17 protein-coding genes are annotated in these 20,870 nt (G+C 63.5%); 11 read left to right on the top strand and 6 right to left on the bottom strand.

The window, feature by feature from the left end; all coding sequences use genetic code 11:
* The first annotated feature begins 102 nt into the window (after positions 1-102).
* The 3 genes from AC07OK_RS13895 (at position 103) to AC07OK_RS13885 (ending at position 6,139) form a co-directional block, all read left to right on the top strand.
* The gene (locus AC07OK_RS13895; protein WP_494690847.1) at positions 103-2,274 is read left to right on the top strand and encodes a prolyl oligopeptidase family serine peptidase; all 2,172 of its coding nucleotides are present in this window, start codon (positions 103-105) and stop codon (positions 2,272-2,274) included.
* A complete protein-coding gene (locus tag AC07OK_RS13890; protein WP_494690846.1) occupies positions 2,271-4,754 on the top strand; it encodes a zinc-dependent metalloprotease in 2,484 nt (827 codons plus the stop codon). Before AC07OK_RS13895 ends, AC07OK_RS13890 begins: the two co-directional genes overlap by 4 nt.
* Positions 4,755-4,936: 182 nt before the next feature.
* Positions 4,937-6,139 (top strand): ammonium transporter, encoded by a 1,203-nt coding sequence (locus AC07OK_RS13885; RefSeq protein WP_494690845.1) that lies wholly within the window; start codon positions 4,937-4,939, stop codon positions 6,137-6,139.
* 1 nt (position 6,140) lies between these two features.
* On the opposite strand, the gene hepB is transcribed toward AC07OK_RS13885, so the two are convergent.
* Positions 6,141-8,963, bottom strand: coding sequence for a heparin/heparin-sulfate lyase HepB (hepB, locus tag AC07OK_RS13880; protein ID WP_494690844.1), 2,823 nt, complete (start codon positions 8,961-8,963; stop codon positions 6,141-6,143).
* A gap of 193 nt (positions 8,964-9,156) precedes the next feature.
* Between hepB and AC07OK_RS13875 the strand changes: the two genes are divergently transcribed.
* Complete coding sequence (locus AC07OK_RS13875; protein ID WP_494690843.1) at positions 9,157-9,894, top strand: PEP-CTERM sorting domain-containing protein; 738 nt, start codon at positions 9,157-9,159, stop codon at positions 9,892-9,894.
* Between the two features lie 14 nt (positions 9,895-9,908).
* On the opposite strand, the gene AC07OK_RS13870 is transcribed toward AC07OK_RS13875, so the two are convergent.
* Complete coding sequence (locus AC07OK_RS13870; protein ID WP_217944496.1) at positions 9,909-10,484, bottom strand: helix-turn-helix domain-containing protein; 576 nt, start codon at positions 10,482-10,484, stop codon at positions 9,909-9,911.
* Positions 10,485-10,655: 171 nt separating this feature from the next.
* On the opposite strand from AC07OK_RS13870, the gene kbl reads away from it, so the two are divergent.
* The 6 genes from kbl to moaD all read left to right on the top strand — a co-directional run bounded on the left by kbl (position 10,656) and on the right by moaD (position 17,469).
* On the top strand, positions 10,656-11,861 hold the full coding sequence (gene kbl, locus AC07OK_RS13865; protein ID WP_494690842.1) for a glycine C-acetyltransferase: 1,206 nt from the start codon (positions 10,656-10,658) through the stop codon (positions 11,859-11,861).
* A gap of 27 nt (positions 11,862-11,888) precedes the next feature.
* The gene (locus AC07OK_RS13860; RefSeq protein WP_494690841.1) at positions 11,889-12,860 is read left to right on the top strand and encodes an NAD-dependent epimerase/dehydratase family protein; all 972 of its coding nucleotides are present in this window, start codon (positions 11,889-11,891) and stop codon (positions 12,858-12,860) included.
* A 32-nt stretch (positions 12,861-12,892) separates the two neighbouring features.
* Complete coding sequence (locus AC07OK_RS13855) at positions 12,893-14,296, top strand: L-serine ammonia-lyase (protein ID WP_494690840.1); 1,404 nt, start codon at positions 12,893-12,895, stop codon at positions 14,294-14,296.
* 211 nt (positions 14,297-14,507) lie between these two features.
* Positions 14,508-15,998 carry a threonine synthase gene (gene thrC / locus AC07OK_RS13850; protein WP_494690839.1) on the top strand — a complete coding sequence of 497 codons (1,491 nt, stop codon included), beginning with the start codon at positions 14,508-14,510 and terminating at the stop codon, positions 15,996-15,998.
* Positions 15,999-16,000: 2 nt separating this feature from the next.
* The gene (locus AC07OK_RS13845) at positions 16,001-17,215 is read left to right on the top strand and encodes a molybdopterin molybdotransferase MoeA (RefSeq protein ID WP_494690838.1); all 1,215 of its coding nucleotides are present in this window, start codon (positions 16,001-16,003) and stop codon (positions 17,213-17,215) included.
* Positions 17,215-17,469: a molybdopterin converting factor subunit 1 gene (moaD, locus tag AC07OK_RS13840; RefSeq protein WP_494690837.1), complete on the top strand. Its 255-nt coding sequence runs from the start codon at positions 17,215-17,217 to the stop codon at positions 17,467-17,469. The genes AC07OK_RS13845 and moaD overlap by 1 nt, the downstream gene beginning before the upstream one ends.
* Positions 17,470-17,471: 2 nt before the next feature.
* Here moaD and AC07OK_RS13835 read toward each other — a convergent pair whose 3' ends face one another.
* A complete protein-coding gene (locus AC07OK_RS13835; protein WP_494690836.1) occupies positions 17,472-17,720 on the bottom strand; it encodes a hypothetical protein in 249 nt (82 codons plus the stop codon).
* A gap of 38 nt (positions 17,721-17,758) precedes the next feature.
* On the opposite strand from AC07OK_RS13835, the gene AC07OK_RS13830 reads away from it, so the two are divergent.
* The gene (locus tag AC07OK_RS13830; RefSeq protein ID WP_494690835.1) at positions 17,759-18,994 is read left to right on the top strand and encodes a TIGR03862 family flavoprotein; all 1,236 of its coding nucleotides are present in this window, start codon (positions 17,759-17,761) and stop codon (positions 18,992-18,994) included.
* A 4-nt stretch (positions 18,995-18,998) separates the two neighbouring features.
* On the opposite strand, the gene AC07OK_RS13825 is transcribed toward AC07OK_RS13830, so the two are convergent.
* From AC07OK_RS13825 to AC07OK_RS13815, 3 genes are read right to left on the bottom strand one after another with little or no spacing between them, the layout of a single operon-like run.
* Positions 18,999-19,805 (bottom strand): head GIN domain-containing protein, encoded by an 807-nt coding sequence (locus tag AC07OK_RS13825; protein ID WP_494690834.1) that lies wholly within the window; start codon positions 19,803-19,805, stop codon positions 18,999-19,001.
* Positions 19,806-19,817: 12 nt separating this feature from the next.
* Complete coding sequence (locus AC07OK_RS13820; protein ID WP_494690833.1) at positions 19,818-20,618, bottom strand: DUF1700 domain-containing protein; 801 nt, start codon at positions 20,616-20,618, stop codon at positions 19,818-19,820.
* A 4-nt stretch (positions 20,619-20,622) separates the two neighbouring features.
* Entirely contained in the window at positions 20,623-20,760 is a 138-nt protein-coding gene (locus AC07OK_RS13815; protein ID WP_494690832.1) for a hypothetical protein, read from the bottom strand.
* Positions 20,761-20,870: the final 110 nt, after the last annotated feature.

Raw genomic sequence — 20,870 nt, 5'->3', positions numbered from 1 at the left:
TCGACCGCGTGGCGCGGTGTGAGCACTAGTGTCATTGAGCCCCGGCGGCGCCGTAGCCCGGCCCGCCGCTTCCGAATATTCTTCGATCTTATGGACTTTCGCATGAAGCATTTGAAATGCGCGGCCCTGGCGGCCGCCGTGCTGCTGGCGCACAGCGCCTCCGCCCAAACCTGCGCCGTTTCCGGCCCCGGCATGAACTATCCCGTCACCCGCACCGTAGACCAGACCGACGACTACCATGGCGTCAAGGTGGCCGATCCCTACCGCTGGCTGGAAGACGCCAACAGCGACGAGACCCACGCCTGGGTCGTCGCGCAGAACAAGCTGACGCAGGACTATCTGTCGCAGATTCCCGGCCGCGACGCCATCAAGACCCGCCTGACCAAGCTGTGGAATTTCGAGCGTTTCAGCGTGCCGTTCAAGGAAGGCGGCCGTTACTTCTATAGCCGTAACGACGGCCTGCAAAATCAGTCCGTGCTGTACACGATGAAGACGCTGGCCGACGTGCCGCGCATGCTGCTCGATCCGAACACGCTGGCCGCCGACGGCACCGTCGCACTGGCCGGCCTGGCGGTGAGCCCGAACGGCAAATACCTCGCCTACAGCACCGCGGCCTCCGGCTCCGACTGGAACGAGATCAGGGTGCGCGACATCGACAGCGGCACGGACATCGATGACCTCATCAAGTGGGTCAAGTTCTCCAGCACCGCATGGCTGCACGACGGCTCCGGCTTCTTCTACAGCCGCTACGACGAGCCGAAGGAAGCGACCAAGCTGGCCGATGTCAACTACTTCCAGAAGCTGTACTTCCACAAGATCGGCACGCCGCAAAGCGCGGACACGCTGGTCTACGACCGCCCCGACCACAAGGACTGGGGCTTCGGCGGCGAAGTCACCGAAGATGGCCGCTTCCTGATCATCACCGCTTCGCAGGGTACGGAGAACAAGAACCGCGTCTACTACCAGGACTTGTCGCGCAAGGACGCCAAGGTGGTGCCGCTGCTGGAGGACTTCGACGCATCGTATAATTTCATCGGCAACGACGGCATGGTGTTCTGGTTCCGCACCGAGCGCAATGCGCCGCGCGGCCGCATCGTCGCCATCGACACCCGCAAGCCGGGTGTGTTGAACTGGAAGCAGATCGTGCCGGAAACCGCCAACACCATGGTGTCGGCGTCGGTCGTCAACAACCAGCTGTTGGTAGACTACCTGAGCGACGCCCACAGCCTGGTCAAGGTGTTCGACCTGAAAGGCAAGCCGCTGCACGATCTCGAGCTGCCGGGACTGGGCTCTGCGGGCGGCTTCGGCGGCAAGCGTGGCGATGCGGAGACCTTCTATTCCTACACCAGCTTCACCACGCCGACCACCATCTACCGCTACGACCTGAAGGCCAACAGGAGTAGCGTCTATCGCCAGCCTAAAGTGGACTTCGACCCGGCCGCGTTCGAAACCCGCCAGGAGTTCTTCACCAGCCGCGATGGCACCAAGGTGCCGATGTTCATCGTCTCCAAAAAAGGCCTGAAGCTCGATGGCAGCAACCCGACCTACCTGTACGGCTACGGCGGCTTCAACATCTCGCTGACGCCGTCGTTCTCGGTGGCCAACCTGGCGTGGCTGGAAATGGGCGGCGTCTACGTGATGGCCAACCTGCGCGGCGGCGGCGAGTACGGCGAATCCTGGCATGCGGCGGGCACCAAGCTGCAAAAGCAGAACGTGTTCGACGACTTCATCGGCGCGGCCGAATGGCTGGTCGCGCACAAGGTGACGTCGCCGGCCAAGCTGTCCATCGGCGGCGGCAGCAACGGCGGCCTGCTGGTCGGCGCGGCGATGACGCAGCGTCCCGATTTGTTCGCGGCGGCGATCCCGCAGGTGGGCGTGCTCGATATGCTGCGCTTCCATAAGTTCACCATCGGCTGGGCGTGGACTTCGGACTACGGTTCGTCCGACAACGCCGACGAGTTCAAGGCGCTGGTCAAGTACTCGCCGCTGCACAACCTGAAGAAGGGCACCTGCTACCCGGCGACCATGATCACCACCGCCGACCACGACGACCGCGTGGTGCCGGCGCATAGCTTCAAGTTCGCCGCCACCGCGCAGGCCGACCAGGCAGGCGCCGCGCCTATCCTGATCCGCATCGACAGCAAGGCGGGCCACGGCGCCGGCAAGCCGACCACCAAGCAGATCGAGGAAGTGGCGGACCGCTGGGGCTTCCTGAGCCGCGCGCTGAAGATGGATGGTGCTACGGAGGCCGTCAAAGCGGCAGGCCAGCAGTGAGGGCCGCGCCAGTCGCCGGGCCGCTGCTGTGCGCCATCCTGATGCTGGGCGTGGCGCCGGCGGCGCCGGCGCTGGCGGCAGCCGCCGAAGGTGCGCCTGCGCCTTCGGCAAAGAAGATCGCCGATGTCACGCACGGCCTGCAATCGCAGCCGGGCTTCATCGACCTGTGGCGCGATACCGACAAGGGCAGGGTGCTGCTGTCCGTATCAGCGCTGGAGCAACCCTTTCTGCTATTGAGTTCCCTGCCTTATGCACTGGGCTCGAACGACGTTGGCCTGGATCGCGGCCAACCGGGCGAGATGCGCATGGTGCATTTTGAGAAGCACGGTGCGCGCCTGTTCCTCGTGCAGGAAAATACCAACTTCATCGCCGCCTCGGCGGACAAGGATGAACGTGCCGCCGTCGCCGAATCGTTCGCCAGCGGCGTGCTGTGGTCCGGCGAAATCCTCGCCAGCGAAGGCGAGCGCCATGTGATCGACTTCTCCAGCTTCCTGCTGGCGGATCGGCACGGCGTCGGCGCGCGGCTGACTGCGACCAAGCAGGGCGCCTACCAGATCGATGCGGCGCGCAGCGCGGTGCTGGCGGAGCAGGCCAAGGCCTTCCCCGACAACGTCGAACTGGAAGCACTGCTGACCTTTGCGGGCCCCGGACAAGCGGAGTACGTGCGCCAGGTCGCGGCCGATGCCAGCAGCCTGTCGCTGCGCCAGCGCATCAGCATGGTGCGCCTGCCTGCGGCGGGCTGGCAACCGCGCAGCTATCATCCGTATTCCGGCGGCTTCGACGTCAACTACTATGATTTCGCCACGCCGCTCGCCAGCAGCATCGACGTGCACTGGCAGGTACGCCACCGGCTTGAGAAAACCGATCCATCCGCTGCGGTCAGCACCGTCAAGAAGCCGATCGTCTATTACGTCGACCGTGGCGCGCCGGAGCCGGTGCGCTCGGCGCTGATCGCCGGCGCTTCATGGTGGGCCAGCGCCTTCGAGAAGGCCGGCTTCAAGGACGCTTACCGCGTCGAACTGCTGCCCGAAGGCGCGGATGCGATGGACATCCGCTACAACGTGATCCACTGGGTGCATCGCGCCACGCGCGGCTGGTCCTACGGGAACGCGCTGGCCGATCCGCGCACCGGCGAGATTATCCGAGGCGCTGTGACGCTCGGCTCGCAGCGCGTGCGCCAGGACATCCTGATCGCCGAAAGCCTGCTCGCGCCATATGGCAAGAACGCCCCGGCCGACAAGCAGAAGCTGGCCGAAGCGATGGCGTTGGCGCGCCTGCGCCAGTTGGCCGCGCATGAAGTCGGCCACACGCTGGGCTTTGCCCACAACTTCGCGGCCAGCCGCATGGGCAATGGCTCGGTGATGGACTATCCGCACCCCATCCTCAAGCTGGACGCCAAGGGCAACGTCGATATCGCCGATGCCTACGGCGTCGGCGTCGGTCCGTGGGACGACTACATCGTCAAATACATCTACGGTGATTTCGGCGGCGGCACGCAGGAGCAGGCCGCACTGGCCAAGCTGCGCGCCGAGGCCCGCGCGGCCGGCATGCTGTACTCCAGCGACCAGGACGACCGCTCGCCCGGCTCCAGCCACCCCGACGGCTTGCTGTGGGACTTCGGTCCGGACTCGCTCAAGACCTGGGACCAGCTGGGCGCCGTGCGCCAGCGCGCGCTCCAAACCTTCTCGGTCGACGTGCTGCCCGACGCCCGCCAGATCGGCGAGCTGGAAGCGCGGCTGGTGCCGGTCTACCTGCTGCAACGCTATCAAGGCGAAGCGCTGGCGCGCCTGATCGGCGGCGGCGATTTCGACTACGCCAGCAGCGGCGACGTCAAGGCCGGCCTGGCCAAGGCGGGCATCAAGGCCACGCCGGCGGCGGTGCAGCGCCAGGCCCTGAACCGCCTGGCGGACAGCCTGCGCGCCGAATACCTCGCCTTGCCGGCCGGTGTGCTCGATATCCTGACCCCACCGGCGATGGGCCATGAACGCAGCCGCGAGTACTTCGCCACCCGCATGGATACGGTGTTCGACGCCTTCTCGATCGCCGAGGCGGGCGCCGCGCAGACGGCCGGCTTCCTGCTCGACCCGGCCCGCATCAACCGCGTCGCCTGGCAGCACGCGCGCGACGCGCAGCAGCCGGGCGTGCAGGAAGTGCTGTCGCTGCTGCTGCAGAAAACCTGGAAGCGCGAGCCGGTGCCGGCCTCCGTGGCCGGCGGCGAGGCGGTGCAACTGGCGGCCAACTGGGTGCTGATCGACGCCACCTTGAACCTGCTCGACGGCGGCAAGCTGCATCCGCAGGTCGACGCGGAAGTGCGCCAGTCCACGCGCGAACTGGTGCAGTGGCTGCAAAAGAACCCGGGCAAAGGCGTCACCGCCGACAGCCGCAAACAGGCGGCCGTCCTGATTGCCGCCTACCTGGCCGATCCTCGCAGCGTCAAACTGCGCGCCATGCCGGCCATTCCGCCGGGGGCGCCGATCTGACCTCAAAACCCGTGCGCACCAAAATGATGCCTTATTTCGGTGCGCACGGCCTTGGTGCATGCCCATGCACAAAATAAAAACACCTTGAAATCAAGCACTTAAAATTTGCACCAAATTGGAACGATTATTGCTTTTATCGATACTCGCAACTAATTTTTGCATTATTTTGGGGAGAGATTTTGATGGGTGGATACAAAGACGGCGCCGACGCATTGTTCATATTGCTTGGCGCCATCATGATTTTGGCCATGCACGCCGGCTTCGCGTTCCTGGAGCTGGGCACGGTGCGCAAGAAAAACCAGGTCAACGCGCTGGTCAAGATCCTGGTGGATTTCGCGGTATCGACGATCGCCTACTTTTTCGTCGGCTACAGCATCGCGTATGGCGTCAATTTCTTCTCCTCGGCCGAGGTGCTGGCCGCCAAAAACGGCTATGAGCTGGTCAAATTCTTCTTCCTGCTGACGTTTGCCGCCGCCATCCCGGCGATTATCTCGGGCGGCATCGCCGAACGGGCGCGCTTCCATCCGCAATTGATCGCCACCGCGCTGTTGGTCGGCCTGGTGTACCCGTTCTTCGAGGGGATCGTCTGGAACCACCGCTTCGGCGTGCAGGAATGGCTGGCGTCCGTGTTTGGCGCCGAGTTCCATGACTTCGCCGGTTCGGTGGTGGTGCATGCGGTGGGCGGCTGGATCGCCTTGCCGGCGGTGCTGCTGCTGGGCGCGCGCCGTGGACGCTACATGAAGAACGGCGCCATCGCCGCCCATCCACCGTCGTCGATTCCTTTTCTCGCGCTGGGCGCGTGGATTTTGACGGTGGGCTGGTTCGGCTTCAACGTCATGAGCGCGCAAGCGCTGGACAAGATGAATGGACTGGTGGCCGTCAACTCGCTGATGGCGATGGTCGGCGGCACGCTGGTCGCGCTGCTGATGGGGAAGAACGATCCCGGCTTCGCCTACAACGGCCCGTTGGCCGGGCTGGTGGCCGTCTGCGCCGGCTCCGACCTGATGCACCCTCTGGGGGCGCTGGCCACCGGATGCATAGCGGGCGCCGTGTTTGTCTGGATGTTCACGCTGGCGCAGAACAAATGGAAGATCGACGACGTGCTGGGCGTGTGGCCGCTGCACGGCCTGTGCGGCGCCTGGGGCGGCATCGCCGCCGGTATCTTCGGCCAAAAGGCGTTGGGCGGCATCGGCGGCGTATCGTTGGCGTCCCAGCTGGGCGGCACCTTGCTGGGCGTGGCGATCGCCCTGGCCGGCGGCTTTGCCATCTACGGCGTGCTGAAGGCGACGCTGGGCCTGCGCCTGGATCCGGAAGAAGAGTTCCAGGGCGCAGACCTGTCTATCCACCGCATCAGCTCCACGCCGGAGCGTGAAGCCAATTGGTAGCTTACGGTATGTGGCTGACTGCACCGCGTTGCAGCACATAGTCGCCAGCGCTGGGGGCTGTGAAGTACAGCGTGCCGGCTTCGGGCTTGACTTCGTACTGCACCGGTTGACCGCCCACCTTGGCGACGGACCATATGCCTGTGCCGAGGTCAGTGACCAGCACTTGGACTGGCGAGCTGGACGCCGTCAAGGTAAAGCTGGCCGAGGAACCCAACTCCTTACCGTCCTTGGTGAAGAGCACCGCACGGTCCTGAATCTGCACGCCGGACATCACGTCGGATACGATGGCCGTCGTAGGTAGCGCAGCCGGGCCGCCCGTCGCGTCCATCACCTGCATGACATTCAGGAAGGTGTCCGAGGCGGCTTTGGTGGCGGGCGATATTTCTACTCGCCATGCTCCGGCTTCTTCCGTGTTTTTGACATAGGCGGCGTAGATAGGATAGTTGCTACCCTGGACCGTGTACTCGTTGCCGGCTCCGCCCACTGCTGTGATAACGGCGTTGGCGCCGGCTGGCAGCAGGGTGCGATTGACGAGCTGGCCGTTGTAGCCGACAGTGGCATCCACCCGTTTGATCGTGACGGTATCACCGGCGATCTGCGGTTGGGATTGGCTATGCAACAGCCACGTCTTGGTAAAGCTGTCATTGCTCGACGTAATTTTGTCGAACACGATCAGCGCGGCAGGGTGCGCCGTGTCATTCAGATTCAGGAAAACGAAAGAGCGTTTGACTTCGCTCACCTTGGCCGAATACGCATTGGTCAGGTCGCCCTTCAGATAGCTGTAATCCGGCTTGACCGGGTCGGGGCCGAAGTCCTGCTTCAGTACGCTGGCTACAACGGAACTGCCTTTGGCTGGGCCGTCCAACAAGACATCGGCCGGCGCAGTGCCGAGCAGCTCCGCCTGTGAAAACGACTCGGCTCGATTTTGCGGATTGACCCAGCGCTGGCCGCCGTCATTGGCGCTTGCCTGGAAGGTCTCGGCGGGATCGAAGATTAACAGGCTGTTGTGCGCGATCGTCCGCTTTTGATAGTTCATGTCGTGCAAGCCGCCATAGCCCTGCGTTGGACAGTCCTTCACTCCGGGACAGTTGTCCTTCAACCCCTGATAAATACCGGATGCCGTGGCCAACCCGCCCTTGTAGTAAATCTGGAATTGTCCGGCATCCAGGTGTTGGTGATTCCTGTACTGGACGCTGCCAATCTTCATGCTCGCAACCACGGCGCCAGAAGTCATTTTTACGCCGTCGGACCAGCCGGTACGCGCTACCATCATTCCGTACGGTTCCGGGAAATACTTCGTCAATGGCAGCGATTGCGACACTTGCTCTGACAGCTGCGTATCGCGGAACAGCACGTGCCAGATGTCGTCCAACGCAGCGGAAGTGATGTTGATTTGCTCCGCTACCTTTTGCTGCAACACCATCTCATGCTTCAGAATGGGATCGCTGTAATAGCTCGATGCCAGCAGGTACGGCACTGGCTCAGACCAATACTGGGTGTATTGCATGTATTGCGAATGATAGACATCGCCGTCGCGCAAGAACTGTCCATCCGGCCTGCGCATGTAGATCCAATGATACGGCGTCATTTGCTGCGCCGGATCGAACAGCTTATTGCTACCCATGCGGCGGAAGATCCAGGATGCGAACATGTCGCCGATATAGCGCACCGGCCCGTAGGAGACGCCCTGGTGGTGCGCGTGCGCCGGGTAAGTATAGTTACGCGGCTCGATGTAGTCGGCAAAGAAGCGGCCGGCCACCAGCTGATAAATGGCCGGTGCTTCGTCGTAGAAAGCGACGGCGGCGCCGAGTTGGTCGCGCATCAATAGCGTTTCGCTGCCATGGCCTGTGACCGATCCCTCCTTGGTCGGCGGGAAGCCGATCTCCATTTTTCCGGCGATTTCTACGAACTTGTCAATGAATAACTGGCGCTGATCCGTACTCAGCAGCGGGTAGCACCAGTCGTAGACTATGGCTGAAGTCAGAATGGTGTCGCCGCGCGGTCTGCCATCGTCATCCGGGACGTTGAAATTAACGGTAGTAATAAAGTTGCTCATCATCGCGACCGCTTGCGCACCGCTGGCCTGGTTGCCATCAAGCAGATAATAGAGCGCCTTGGCCCTGATCGATGCCAGCACTGCCGAGCTGTAATTGGATTTGGTCGTATCCGCAGGCGGTGGCAGGACGCCCGTCCCGGGGGCAGCCACGGCGGCGTCCAGGCGGTGGCGTATCAGCTGCAGTTCGGGGGCCGTGAAATGGCTGCGGATTTCGGCAAGGTCGGATGGCATGGCAAACAGGCGCGGGTGGCCAGCGGGCGGCGTGATTGGTAATGCGGCGGGATTAGTCCCAACGCCGGTGGGCATAAATGAAGGCAATGCCGTAACGAAGATGCGGTCCAGTCCAAAATTTTCTGAGAAGGGAGTGAACTTGAGCGTCTGCTTGCCCTTCGTCAGTGTCCGAGTCGTCGCGTACCATCGCCACTCATCGGAGGTGCTGGGCATGGTAACGTTGGGGTTTGAAACCTGCTCCGTGAAGAGGCGCACGGTCCTGGAGCTCAGGTCTTTGGCCAGCCCCCTTATCCAGATTTTGTAGTTGCCGGAATAAGGAATGTCGACATCGTAGGAAAGGTCGAGCAGCCCTTTTGTCGCGGCCATGTACTTGCTACCCGAGGCGGTCGGGCTGCTAGTCAACTTCCACGATGCATTTTCTGGGATGGACTCCGCCTCGATCATCGTATTGACGGGGTAGGATGCGGCAAGAACGTGGGCACTTGCTGCTGCTATGCTCACGCTGAGGATGGTGCGGATAAAACGAGGGGATGGCATTGAACTGGCTCCTTGCAATGTTTACTAATTTATAATTGCAAGGATGATAACGCCAAAATCAGGGCGCCGCCAGTGCCGATGGTCAGCGGTATTCGTGGCGCGGCCTATCGGCCACACTCTATAAAAAAAATACAAAATAATTAATAGTGACATGTCATAATTGTTTTTTTACCTGAATTTTGTGAGGCAACATATGAAGCTCAATCGTATCAGTGCTTTGCTCGTCGGCACATTGTCGTTGGTCGGAGTTATGTCTGCGGCAAACGCAGAGATCCTGGAACTAGACGGCGCGCACGTCCGATTTTTCTACGATAGCGACCTGTGGGGTACTAACGCCGCCACCGTGATCGGTGACACCATCATGTTTGCAATCAGCCCGACCTATTCGATGACCGGGCAGGTCACGCAACCAGGTAGCATTTATTTCGACAGCCGCTCTGGCAATTCCGAATCGGCATTGACCGTGGTTGCCAAAACCGGCTATGAGGTCAAGCTCGGCGTCACGACCGAAATGACCGGCCGCTACCGCGCGATCGGCGGCGACAGCAATGTATCGGCCTCCGGTGTCGGCCTCATCGGTGGTGGCGCCTACGACGGCAGCAGCTACCACGGTTTCGGAACGCGTGAACAATACGGCGTATCGAGCCAGTTCAATTCGGGGCAGCAAGGCAATATGTCCACCTCGGACACCTTCGTTGCGGCTTCTGGACGTTCTTACCAGGCACTGCGGGCCGGCGTGCAGCTCAGTACCGGCATCGTCATCAACGAAGTTGGCGAATCGGAGATCCAGTTCGATGCCTATCGCTACCAATTCAACGTCATCGCCGTGCCTGAGCCGGGTCAATATGGCATGCTGGCGCTTGGCGTGTCGATGTTGGCACTGCTGGCGCGCCGTCGCCGCGCGAACCAGCGCAAGGACATCGACGGCTGACCAGCCTCGGGGCCTTAGCGGTGTATCACCACCAGCAGCGCCTTCGCCTCGGTCTTGCCGACGTTGCGGATGATGTGCTGCTGGTCCCCCGGGTAGCGCGCCGTGCTGCCCAGCTTCATCTTCTTCTTGTCCGGTCCGACTTCCACCTCCACTGAGCCATGCAGCAGTGTCAGGTGCTCCTGCGCGCCGGGATCGTGTCCTTGCGAAGCCAGTTCGCCGCCCGGCGCCAGCGTCAGTTCATACCATTCATATTTACTGGCCAGTTCCAGCGGACCCAGGATGCGCAGCACGTAACCGGCGTGATGGCCGGGCAGGGTGGGGATTTCGTGCGCCTCGATCACGCGGACGGTCTCCGTCTGGCGCTCGGCCGTCGCCAGCAATTCGCCGATCTGTACGCCCAGTGCATTGGCCAGCCGCCAGGTGATGGCGATGGTCGGATTGGCCTTCTCACGCTCGATCTGCGACAGCATCGATTTGGAGACGCCGGCGATGCGCGACAGATCCTCCAGTGTCAGGCCACGGGCCAGGCGCAGCCGCTGGAGGGCGGCGCCGACTTCTGGAGGTGCATTCGTCGAAACGGGTGTTTTCATTGTTTTATTCGGCAGATGGGCTAAATTTCAAGTGAATCGCTGCGCGCGCATGGCTTGCGCAGTGCACAGCTGTTCTGTAAAATTCGATATATTGAATTTGAGTTCGACATAACGGATTTCGCACAAGGCAGTGTAATTGCGGTGAAATCGTACCACACACAGGGACCCATCATGACCATTCCAGCTAAAACCACCTTCTTCAGCGGCCTGCAACAAAACCTCGACCAATTGCGCGAGCAGGGCCTCTACAAGCCAGAGCGCGTGCTGGCCTCGCGCCAGGGCGCGGAAGTGACGAGCGAAGATGGTCGAATGCTGATCAATATGTGCGCCAACAACTACCTGGGCCTGTCCGGCCAGGAATGGGTGGCGCAGGCCGCCATCGAGGCGACGGAAAAATATGGTTACGGCCTGTCGTCGGTGCGTTTCATCTGCGGCACCCAGACCGTGCACAAGCAGCTGGAACAGGCGATCTCCACGTTCCTCGGCACCGAGGACACGATCCTGTACGCGGCCGCCTTCGACGCCAACGGCGGCGTGTTCGAGCCGCTGTTCGACGAGAACGACGCCATCATCTCGGATGCGCTGAACCACGCCTCCATCATCGACGGCATCCGCCTGTGCAAGGCCGCGCGCTTCCGCTACGCCCACAACGACATGGCCGACCTGGAAGTGCAGCTGCAAGCGGCCGCCGGCAAGCGCCATAAAGTCATCGTCACCGACGGCGTGTTCTCGATGGACGGCACCATCGCCCAGCTGGACAAGATCTGCGACCTGGCCGACAAGTACGGCGCGCTGGTGATGATCGACGAATGCCACGCCTCCGGCTTCATGGGCGCGACCGGCCGCGGCACCCACGAGCACCACCACGTCATGGGTCGCGTCGACATCATCACCGGCACCCTGGGCAAGGCCCTGGGCGGCGCGATGGGCGGCTTCACCTCGGCGCGCAAGGAAGTGATCGACATGCTGCGCCAGAAATCGCGTCCTTACCTGTTCTCGAACACGCTGGCGCCGTCGATCGCCGGCGCTTCGCTGGCCGTGCTGCAAAAGCTGTCGGAATCGACCGAGCTGCGCGACCGCCTGCACGAAAACACCGCCTTCTTCCGCAAGGAGATCGAGCGTATCGGCTTCACCATCAAGCCGGGTACGCACCCTGTCGTTCCTGTCATGTTGTTCGACGCGCCCGTCGCGCAGAAATTCGCGGCACGAATGTATGAGCTGGGCGTTCTGCTCAGCGGCTTCTTCTACCCGGTGGTCCCGATGGGCCAGGCGCGCGTGCGTGTCCAACTGTCCGCGGCCCACACCCGCGAACAGCTGGAAACCGTGCTCAAAGCATTCGAGCAGGCAGGCCGTGAGCTCGGCCTGCTGAAGAACTAAAACATGAATATCGTCAGGAACAATAATATGAATACCCAAGAACGCATCCTCGTCATCGGCGCCAACGGTCAGATCGGCAGTGAGCTGGTGGAGGCGCTGGCCGCCCAGCACGGCGCGCAGAACGTCATCGCCGCCGACATCAGCCCGACCAATCTGTACAACGCGGCGCGCTACACCACGCTCAATGTGCTGGACAAGGTCGCGCTGTCGGCGCTGGTCACCGACGAGGGCATCACCCAGGTCTACCAGCTGGCGGCGATGTTGTCGGCCACCGGCGAAGCGGCGCCGCTGAAGGCCTGGACGCTGAACATGGACGGCTTGCTGAACATCCTGGAAGTGGCGCGCGAACGCGGCGCCATCGGCAAGCCGCTGCGGATCTTCTGGCCGTCGTCGATCGCCGCCTTCGGCCCGAACACCCCGGCCGTCAACACGCCGCAAACCACGGTGATGGACCCGACCACGATCTACGGCATCAGCAAGCTGGCCGGCGAGCGCCTGTGCGAGTACTACTTCATCAAGTACGGCGTCGACGTGCGTTCGATCCGCTACCCTGGCATCATCAGCTTCAAGTCGCCTCCTGGCGGCGGCACCACCGACTACGCGATCGCCATCTTCCACTCGGCGCTGCGCGGCGAGCGTTATGAATGCTTCCTCGGCCCCCAGACCGCGCTGCCGATGATCTACATGCCCGATGCGATCCGCGCCACCATCGAACTGATGGACGCGCCGGCCGATCAAGTGAAGGTGCGTTCGGCCTACAACGTGGCCGGCGTATCGTTCAACCCGGAGCAGCTGGCCGCGGCGATCACCCGTGCGCTGCCGGACTTCAAGATCGGCTATAAACCCGACAGCCGCCAGGCCATCGCCGACACCTGGCCGCAAAGCCTGGACGACGCCACCGCCACCGCCGACTGGGGCTGGAAAGCCCGCATCGGCGTCGACGAGATGGTCGCCGACATGCTGGCCAACGTCGACGTCCACCTGGGCAAAGCGGCGTAATTCAAACACACTATAAAAAAGCGAGACAACTGATGGACATGAGCGTATTCGACCTGTTTAAAATCGGCATCGGGCCGTCGAGTTCCCACACCGTGGGACCGATGGTGGCGGCCCGCCGTTTTCTGCTCGATAGCGCTCCGCTGGACGACGTCACCGGCGTCACCGCCGAGCTGTATGGCTCGCTGGCGCTGACCGGCATCGGCCACGCCACCGACAAGGCGGTGATCCTCGGCCTGATGGGCGAGACCCCGCAGGACGTGGTGCCGACCAGCGTCGACTCGCAACTGGCGCAAGCCGAAGCGGCCGGCGAACTGCGCCTGCTCGGCACCCGCGCGGTGTCGTTCAAGCGCGGCGTCAACCTGGTGTTCCACATGGCCGAATCGCTGGCCGAGCACCCGAATGGCATGCGCTTCACGCTGACCCGCGCCGACGGCAGCACCTTCAGCAAGGTGTACTACTCGGTGGGCGGCGGCTTCATTAAGGAAGAGGGCGAGGCCCACCAGGCCGCGCCGACGGTGGGCAGCGCGCCCGCCGCCGCGATTCCGTTCGCCTTCGACACCATGGACCAGCTGCTGGCGCATGGCGAACGCACCGGCCTGACCATCCCGCAGATGCTGCGTACGAACGAAAACATCAAACGCACGGACGAGGAAGTGAACACCGGCATCGACAAGATCTGGCAGGTGATGCGCGACTGCATCGCGCACGGCCTGGAGACGGGTGGCCAGCTGCCGGGTGGCTTGAACGTCAAGCGCCGCGCCGCCAACCTGTGGAAACAGGCCTGTGACGCCAAGGCTTCCGACAACCGCGCCAACGACCTGCCGCATGACGCGCTGCACCAGGTCAGCCTGTACGCGATGGCGGTCAATGAGGAAAATGCCGCCGGCGGCCGGGTCGTCACGGCGCCGACCAACGGCGCCGCCGGCATCATCCCTGCGGTGCTGCGCTACTACGCGGAAGACTGCAAACCGAGCGACCCGGTCACCGGCATCCGCAACTTCATGCTGACGGCTGCGGCCATCGGCATGCTGTGCAAGCGTAACGCCTCGATCTCCGGCGCGGAAATCGGCTGCCAGGGCGAAGTGGGCGTGGCCTGCGCGATGGCGGCTGCCGGGTTGGTGGCGGCGCTGGGCGGCAGCAACGCCCAGATCGAGAACGCGGCGGAAATCGGCATCGAGCACCATCTCGGCATGACCTGCGACCCGATCGGCGGCCTGGTGCAGATACCCTGCATCGAGCGTAACGGCATGGGCGCGGTCAAGGCGATCACCGCCGCCTCGCTGGCGCTGAAGGGCGACGGTACCCACTTCGTCAGCCTGGACGAAGTGATCGAAACCATGCGCCAGACCGGCGCTGACATGCAGGCCAAGTACAAGGAAACCTCGCTGGGCGGCCTGGCGATCCACGTGATCACGGTGAACCACGCCGCCTGCTGAACCTGCTGGGGTCAAGTCTGACATTCGGACACGAACTGTGCCGTAGTAGCCGCTTACGGCAGAGCACGTGTCCGAATGTCAGACTTGCCCCCCGGGTTGGGCGATGGCAAAACAACAGGATTTTACGGGAATCGGCCGGGCGCACTATAATATCCGCTCGCTTTGTACCGTTCTGCCTTTTATCCGTCAGCTCAACCGGACTTTCTAATCTATGCAATACGTGTCTACCCGCGCCGCCGCCTCGGCCGCCGCCTCTTCTTCCCAAGAATTCTCCGCGAATTTCTCCGATATCCTGCTGGGTGGCTTGGCCGTCGACGGCGGCCTGTTCCTGCCGGCTTCGTACCCGCAAGTGACCGGCGCCGAGCTGGATGCATGGCGCCAGCTGTCCTACGCCGACCTGGCCTACGAGATCCTGAAGAAGTTCGCGACCGATATTCCAGACGCCGACCTGCGCGCGCTGACCGCCAAGACCTACACCAAGGAAGTCTACAAAAACGCCCGCCAAGGCGAAAAACCCAGTCAGATCACGCCGTTGCGCATGCTGGAAGAGGGCGCGAACGGCTCCAAACTGATGTTGCAGGCGCTGTCCAACGGCCCGACCCTGGCCTTCAAGGACATGGCGATGCAATTGCTGGGCAATCTGTTCGAATACACGCTGGCCAAGCAGAACGCACAACTGAACATCTTCGGCGCCACCTCCGGCGATACCGGCAGCGCCGCCGAATACGCGATGCGCGGCAAGAAGGGCATCCGCGTGTTCATGCTGTCGCCGCACAAGAAGATGAGCGCCTTCCAGACCGCGCAGATGTTCTCGCTGCAGGACCCGAACATCTTCAACATTGCCATCGAAGGCGTGTTCGACGACGCCCAGGACATGGTCAAGGCGGTCTCCAACGACCTGCCGTTCAAGGCCAAGCAGAAGATCGGCACCGTCAACTCGATCAACTGGGCGCGCGTGGTGGCACAGGTGGTCTACTACTTCCGCGGCTACCTGTCGGCCACCACCTCCAACGACCAGAAGGTGTCGTTCACCGTCCCGTCGGGGAACTTCGGTAATATCTGCGCCGGCCACATCGCCCGCATGATGGGCCTGCCGATCGCCAAGCTGGTCGCCGCCACCAACGAAAACGACGTGCTCGACGAATTCTTCCGCACCGGCGTGTACCGCGTGCGCAAGTCGGCCGAGACCTACCACACCAGCAGCCCGTCGATGGACATCTCCAAGGCGTCCAACTTCGAGCGCTTCATCTACGACCTGGTGGGCCGCGACGGCGACCGCACCCGCGCGCTGTTCCAGAAAGTGGAAACCCACGGTGGCTTCGACCTGTCCGGCAAGCCGGGCGCCGATGGCGACGAATTCAAGCAGGTGGCCAAGTACGGCTTCAAGTCCGGCAAGTCCACCCATGAAGACCGCCTGAACACCATCCGCGACGTGGCCGACGACTACGGCATCGTCATCGACACCCACACCGCCGACGGCATCAAGGTCGCGCGCGAGAACCTGGAACCCGGCGTGACGATGATCGTGCTGGAAACCGCGCTGGCCGCCAAGTTCAACGAAACCATCCTCGATGCGCTGGGCGAGGACGCGGAACGTCCGGAAGGCTTCGAGAACATCGAAGACTTGCCGCAGAAGTTCGTCGTCATGCCGCCGGACGTGGAGAAGATGAAAGCCTACATCGCGGCGAACACCGGCCTGTAACGATGAGCGCCCACAAGCCCCTCCTGCCGGTCAGCGAAGCGCTGGCCCTGATGGCCGCCGCCGCGCGGCCGGTGGTCGACGTGGAAACCGTGCCGACGCTGACCGCCAACGGCCGCGTGCTGGCGAAGGCGCAGGTATCCGGCATGAACGTGCCGACGATGGACAACACGCAGATGGACGGCTACGCGGTGCGCGCCGCCGATTGCGTCAGCGGTAATGCCGCGCTGACGGTGTCGCAGCGCATACCTGCCGGCCACGTTGGCCAGCCCTTGTTGCCGGGGACCGCGGCGCGCATCTTTACCGGCGCGCTGATACCGGAGGGCGCCGACGCCGTCGTCATGCAGGAGCAGTGCGAGTTGGCGGGCAATGTGGTCACGGTCCGCCACGCGCCGAAGTCCGGCGAATGGATACGCCGCGCCGGCGAGGATATCACCAACGGCAGCATCATCCTGCCGGCCGGTACGCGCCTGCGCAGCCAGGAGCTGGGCCTCGCGGCTTCGGTCGGCCTGGCCGAGCTGCCGGTCAGGCGCCGGCTGCACGTGGCGGTGTTCTTCACCGGCGACGAGCTGACGATGCCGGGCGAGCCGCTGGCGCCTGGCGCCATCTACAACTCCAACCGCTTCACGCTGCGCGCCTTGCTGGAAAACCTGGGCTGCGAGATCACCGACTTCGGCATCGTGCCCGATACACTGGACGCCACCCGGTCCGTGCTGCGCGAGTGCGCGCAGGGGCATGACCTGATCATCACCTCCGGCGGCGTGTCGGTCGGCGAGGAGGATCACATCAAGCCGGCCGTCGAGGCGGAGGGTAAGCTGAATATGTGGCAGATCGCCGTCAAGCCGGGCAAGCCGCTGGCATTCGGCGAGGTGGGGCAGGCGTTCTTTGTCGGCTTGCCCGGCAATCCGGTGTCGAGCTTCATCACCTTCCTGATGTTTGTGCGGCCGTTCATCCTGCGCCTGCAAGGCGTGACGGAGATGGTGGCGCCGCGCGCGTTCACGATGCGCGCCGATTTCAACTGGCCCAAGGCCGACAAGCGCAACGAGTTCCTGCGCGCGCGCATCAACGCCGCCGGCGGGCTTGAATTGTTCAATAACCAGAGTTCGGGCGTGCTGACGTCGACCGTGTGGGGCGATGGCGTGATCGACAATCCGCCCGGCCAGTCCATCGCGGCCGGCGACATGGTTCGATTTATACCGTTTAGCGAGTTAATGCACTGATGGCTGTTACCGTAAAATTCTTTGCCAGCGTGCGCGAGTCGCTGGGCGCGTCGTCCGAGACGCTGGACCTGCCGGCAGGCGTGGCCACGGTCGGCGCACTGCGCGCCCACCTGGCCGGGCGCGGCGACGCCTGGCAGCAGGCCCTGGGCAGCCCGGCCTTGCGCATGGCGTGCAACCAGGTGATGTGCGGCGCCGATACGGCGCTGGCCGACGGCGCCGAAGTGGCGTTCTTCCCGCCGGTGACGGGCGGCTAAAGCTACGGCTTCTTGCCCTTGCCGGCGTTGCGGGCGGCGTCCAGGTCGTCGCACAGACCGCAGGCCTTGGCGTTGCGGTAGCGGCGCCAGGCCGCATAGGTAAAGATGCCTGCCGCGGCGAGCGCCCACGCGGCGGCGCTCAGATAGTCCTCGCGCGCGGTCGAGCCCTTGATCCATTCCACGGCCGCCAGTATCGCGAACAAAGGCACGGCGGCCTGCACATAGCGTTTCACCCAAAACATCGCGCCCATCTTGTCTCCTGTAACAATGCTTCTATCGGACCGAATTCATGCAGTCTAGTTTGACACCTTTTCGCGTTGCCGTCATCGGTGGCGGTCCCGCCGGCCTGATGGCCGCCCAAACCCTGGCGCAGGGCGGGGCGCAAGTCGACGTTTATGACGCGATGCCTTCGGTCGGCCGCAAGTTCCTGCTCGCCGGGCGCGGCGGCATGAACATCACCCACGCCGAGCCGTATGCGGATTTCGTCACGCGCTACGGCAAGGGCGCCGCGCCGCTGCGCGCCATGCTGGACGCCTTCGGCCCGCAGGATGTGCGCGACTGGGTGCATGGGCTGGGCGTCGATACCTTTGTCGGCACCTCGGGCCGGGTGTTCCCGACCGATATGAAGGCGGCGCCGCTGCTGCGCGCATGGCTGCACCGCCTGCGCGAGCGCGGCGTGCAGTTCCACATGCGCCACCGCTGGCTGGGCTGGCGCGACGATGCGCTGCTGCTGAACACCCCCGACGGCGAGCTGCTGGTGCGCGCGGACGCGGTGGTCCTGGCACTGGGCGGCGGCAGCTGGGCGCGATTGGGCTCGGACGGCGCGTGGATGCCGTTGCTGGCTGAACGCGGCGTCGGCGTGGCGCCGCTGGCGCCGGCCAACTGCGGCTTCGACGTCGACTGGAGCGAGCATTTCAGCAGCCGCCATGCGGGCGAGCCGCTGACCACTGTCGCCATCATCTCCAAAGGCGCGGATGGCAAGGAATTCCGCAAGCAGGGACAGTTCGTCGTCACCCAAGGTGGCGTCGAGGGCAGCTTGATCTACGCGCTGTCGGCCGCCTTGCGCGACCAGATCGCCGCCGACGGCAGCGCCACTATCCATCTCGACCTGCTGCCGGACCTGACGGCGCAACGGGTGGCGGACGAGGTGGCGCGGCCGCGCGGCGCGCGTTCGATGGCCAGCCATCTGCAAAGCCGGCTAGGCATCAAAGGCGTCAAGGCCGGCCTGCTGCGCGAGTGTTTGAGCAAGGAACAGTACGCGGACGAGGACCAGCTGGCGCAGGCGATCAAGCGCTTGCCGGTGCGCCTGTTGCGCGCCCGGCCGATCGACGAAGCGATCAGCAGCGCCGGCGGCGTGCGTTGGGATGCGTTGGAAGGAGCGATGCTGAAATCCGCGCCGGGAGTGTTCGTGGCCGGCGAGATGGTCGACTGGGAAGCGCCGACCGGGGGCTATCTGCTGACAGCCTGCCTGGCCGGCGGCCAGGCGGCGGGACGCGATGTCCTGGCCTGGCTGGGCCGAAGCTAAGAATCTATTCCCAGGTCACGTCGCCGGAACCGGTGCGGCTGACGTTGCGGTTGTCCGGATTGCCCAGCACGCGGATATCGCCGCTGCCGCGCAAGGTCAGGTCGGCCGACTGCTTGGCGAAGACATGGCTGGTGCCCGAACCCTTCAGGTTGACCGTCACCTTGTCCGACGACAGGTGGCGCGCATCGAGGTCGCCGGAGCCGGTCAGTTCCGCGGTCAGCGTCTTGCAGCTGCCGGACGACGTGATCTGGCCCGAGCCCACCATCTCCAGTTCCACATTCTCGCTGCTGCCAGCGTTCAGGTTCAGGTGGCCGCTGCCATGGGCACCGGCGCTCAGGTCGCGATAGCGGCCGGTGAAGTTCACATTGCCCGAACCGTGCAGCTGTAATTCGAGCTTCTCGCCGCTGAAGCCCGACACCTTGGTCTCGCCGCTGCTGCGCACCACCAGCTCTTCCAGTTGCGGCAGCACCAGCTCCACCTGCAGGGGGTGGCGCGGATTGAGCAGCATGCCCTTGGTGCCGATGTGCAGGTCGCGGCCATCCTGGATGGTTTCGATATTGGCCAGCGAACGCTGTTCGCCGCGCACCTTCAGCGACGCCACCGGTCCCTGGATCAGTATCAGGTCGATCGGACCGCTCAGCTCCACGGCGCTGGCCATGGCGTCGATCTTGCGGGTTTCGCTGCCGAGGGCGCGGCCGGCCGAACTGGTCGGGCTGGTGCTGCCGTAGGCCTTCAGCATGCTGTAGCTGACGCCGATCAGGACGAAGGACAGCAGCAGCAGGCTGGTACCGATTTTCATTAATGCGCGCATGGTCATGACTCCTTAGCGTCCGCGAAGCAGGGACACGTTCATTGCTACATACCGTTTCAAACCGATCATGGTGTAGCGGGTGACGACGATGCTGATCAGGCACAGCCCGATGCCGCCCAGGATCAGGCCGAAGCCGATCAGCGACTGGCTGGTGCGGGCGCCGCTGTCGAAATCGGTGGTGATGTGCAGGTCGCCGGTGGCGACCGCCTCGGCGCGGTTCAGCAGGCGGCCGCTGCGGCTCAGGTTCTCGTCGCCGCTGTTGTTGTTGTCGGAGTTGTCCGGGTCCTTGCTGACCTGCACGCCCATGTTGTTGATGGCCATGCGCCAGCCCTGGATGTCCTGCTCCTCGTCGCTGGAGTCGAAATGCGAATTGGTGAACGCCATCACGTGGCGCAGCGGGCCTTCCAGCGCCAGTTCGTTCTGGCCCGACAGGCCGCTCGACACCAGCGCGATACCGCCGATGTAGAAGCCGAAGGCGGACAGGTAGACGGCGCCCAGCAGCGAGGCATACACCATCGCCGGGATCACCATGAACAGGTTGAAGATGCAAAGACCGATGAAGGAGACCATCACGCGGGCCAGGTTGACCGGGGTTTTCTTTTGCTCGAAGGCGCTCAGGTGCACATTGGCGCGCAGCGTCATGGCGACCTTGCGCGGCTCGTCGAGGTCCTTGTAGACCTCTGCTTCGCTGCGGCCGGCCACCAGGCCGTCGATAAAGCGCTGCTCGTAGTAGGCCAAGGTCTTGGCCACCGTTTCCGGCGGCAGGCCCTGCATGGCCTGTTTGAGCGCGTCGAGGTATGCCTGCTTGTTCATGATGTTAAATACCTAATGTTGCGCTGCTGTGTGCCATGGCCATCGCGCTGCTTGCCACCGGTGCGGTTTGCACGATGGAGACCGTGCTGGCCGCGACGAAGGCGATCAAGGCAAGGATTTTCAAGCTGAGAGCGATGTTCATGTTGATTCCAATGTGTCTTTTGTCGATGGTGCTACTGTACGCAAGCGCTCGCCCGGATGCCATCGGCATGTGACAGGCTGCATAAATTGCGGGGCAGGCGACAAAAACCG

Source organism: Duganella sp. GW821-FHT07G03, from assembly GCF_059418605.1.
Note: the sequence above shows the minus strand (reverse complement) of the source record. Positions and strands in the feature narration are given on the sequence as shown.

What these genes read in the sequence shown, in the direction of transcription:
- AC07OK_RS13875 (WP_494690843.1), top strand. Translation starts at nt 9,157, where the DNA reads ATGAAGCTCAATCGTATCAGTGCTTTGCTCGTCGGCACATTGTCGTTG.
- thrC (WP_494690839.1), top strand. Translation starts at nt 14,508, where the DNA reads ATGCAATACGTGTCTACCCGCGCCGCCGCCTCGGCCGCCGCCTCTTCT.
- moaD (WP_494690837.1), top strand. Translation starts at nt 17,215, where the DNA reads ATGGCTGTTACCGTAAAATTCTTTGCCAGCGTGCGCGAGTCGCTGGGC.
- AC07OK_RS13885 (WP_494690845.1), top strand. Translation starts at nt 4,937, where the DNA reads ATGGGTGGATACAAAGACGGCGCCGACGCATTGTTCATATTGCTTGGC.
- AC07OK_RS13825 (WP_494690834.1), bottom strand. Translation starts at nt 19,805, where the DNA reads ATGCGCGCATTAATGAAAATCGGTACCAGCCTGCTGCTGCTGTCCTTC.
- AC07OK_RS13845 (WP_494690838.1), top strand. Translation starts at nt 16,001, where the DNA reads ATGAGCGCCCACAAGCCCCTCCTGCCGGTCAGCGAAGCGCTGGCCCTG.
- AC07OK_RS13815 (WP_494690832.1), bottom strand. Translation starts at nt 20,760, where the DNA reads ATGAACATCGCTCTCAGCTTGAAAATCCTTGCCTTGATCGCCTTCGTC.
- AC07OK_RS13860 (WP_494690841.1), top strand. Translation starts at nt 11,889, where the DNA reads ATGAATACCCAAGAACGCATCCTCGTCATCGGCGCCAACGGTCAGATC.
- AC07OK_RS13895 (WP_494690847.1), top strand. Translation starts at nt 103, where the DNA reads ATGAAGCATTTGAAATGCGCGGCCCTGGCGGCCGCCGTGCTGCTGGCG.
- AC07OK_RS13835 (WP_494690836.1), bottom strand. Translation starts at nt 17,720, where the DNA reads ATGGGCGCGATGTTTTGGGTGAAACGCTATGTGCAGGCCGCCGTGCCT.
- AC07OK_RS13830 (WP_494690835.1), top strand. Translation starts at nt 17,759, where the DNA reads ATGCAGTCTAGTTTGACACCTTTTCGCGTTGCCGTCATCGGTGGCGGT.
- AC07OK_RS13870 (WP_217944496.1), bottom strand. Translation starts at nt 10,484, where the DNA reads ATGAAAACACCCGTTTCGACGAATGCACCTCCAGAAGTCGGCGCCGCC.
- kbl (WP_494690842.1), top strand. Translation starts at nt 10,656, where the DNA reads ATGACCATTCCAGCTAAAACCACCTTCTTCAGCGGCCTGCAACAAAAC.
- hepB (WP_494690844.1), bottom strand. Translation starts at nt 8,963, where the DNA reads ATGCCATCCCCTCGTTTTATCCGCACCATCCTCAGCGTGAGCATAGCA.
- AC07OK_RS13855 (WP_494690840.1), top strand. Translation starts at nt 12,893, where the DNA reads ATGGACATGAGCGTATTCGACCTGTTTAAAATCGGCATCGGGCCGTCG.
- AC07OK_RS13820 (WP_494690833.1), bottom strand. Translation starts at nt 20,618, where the DNA reads ATGAACAAGCAGGCATACCTCGACGCGCTCAAACAGGCCATGCAGGGC.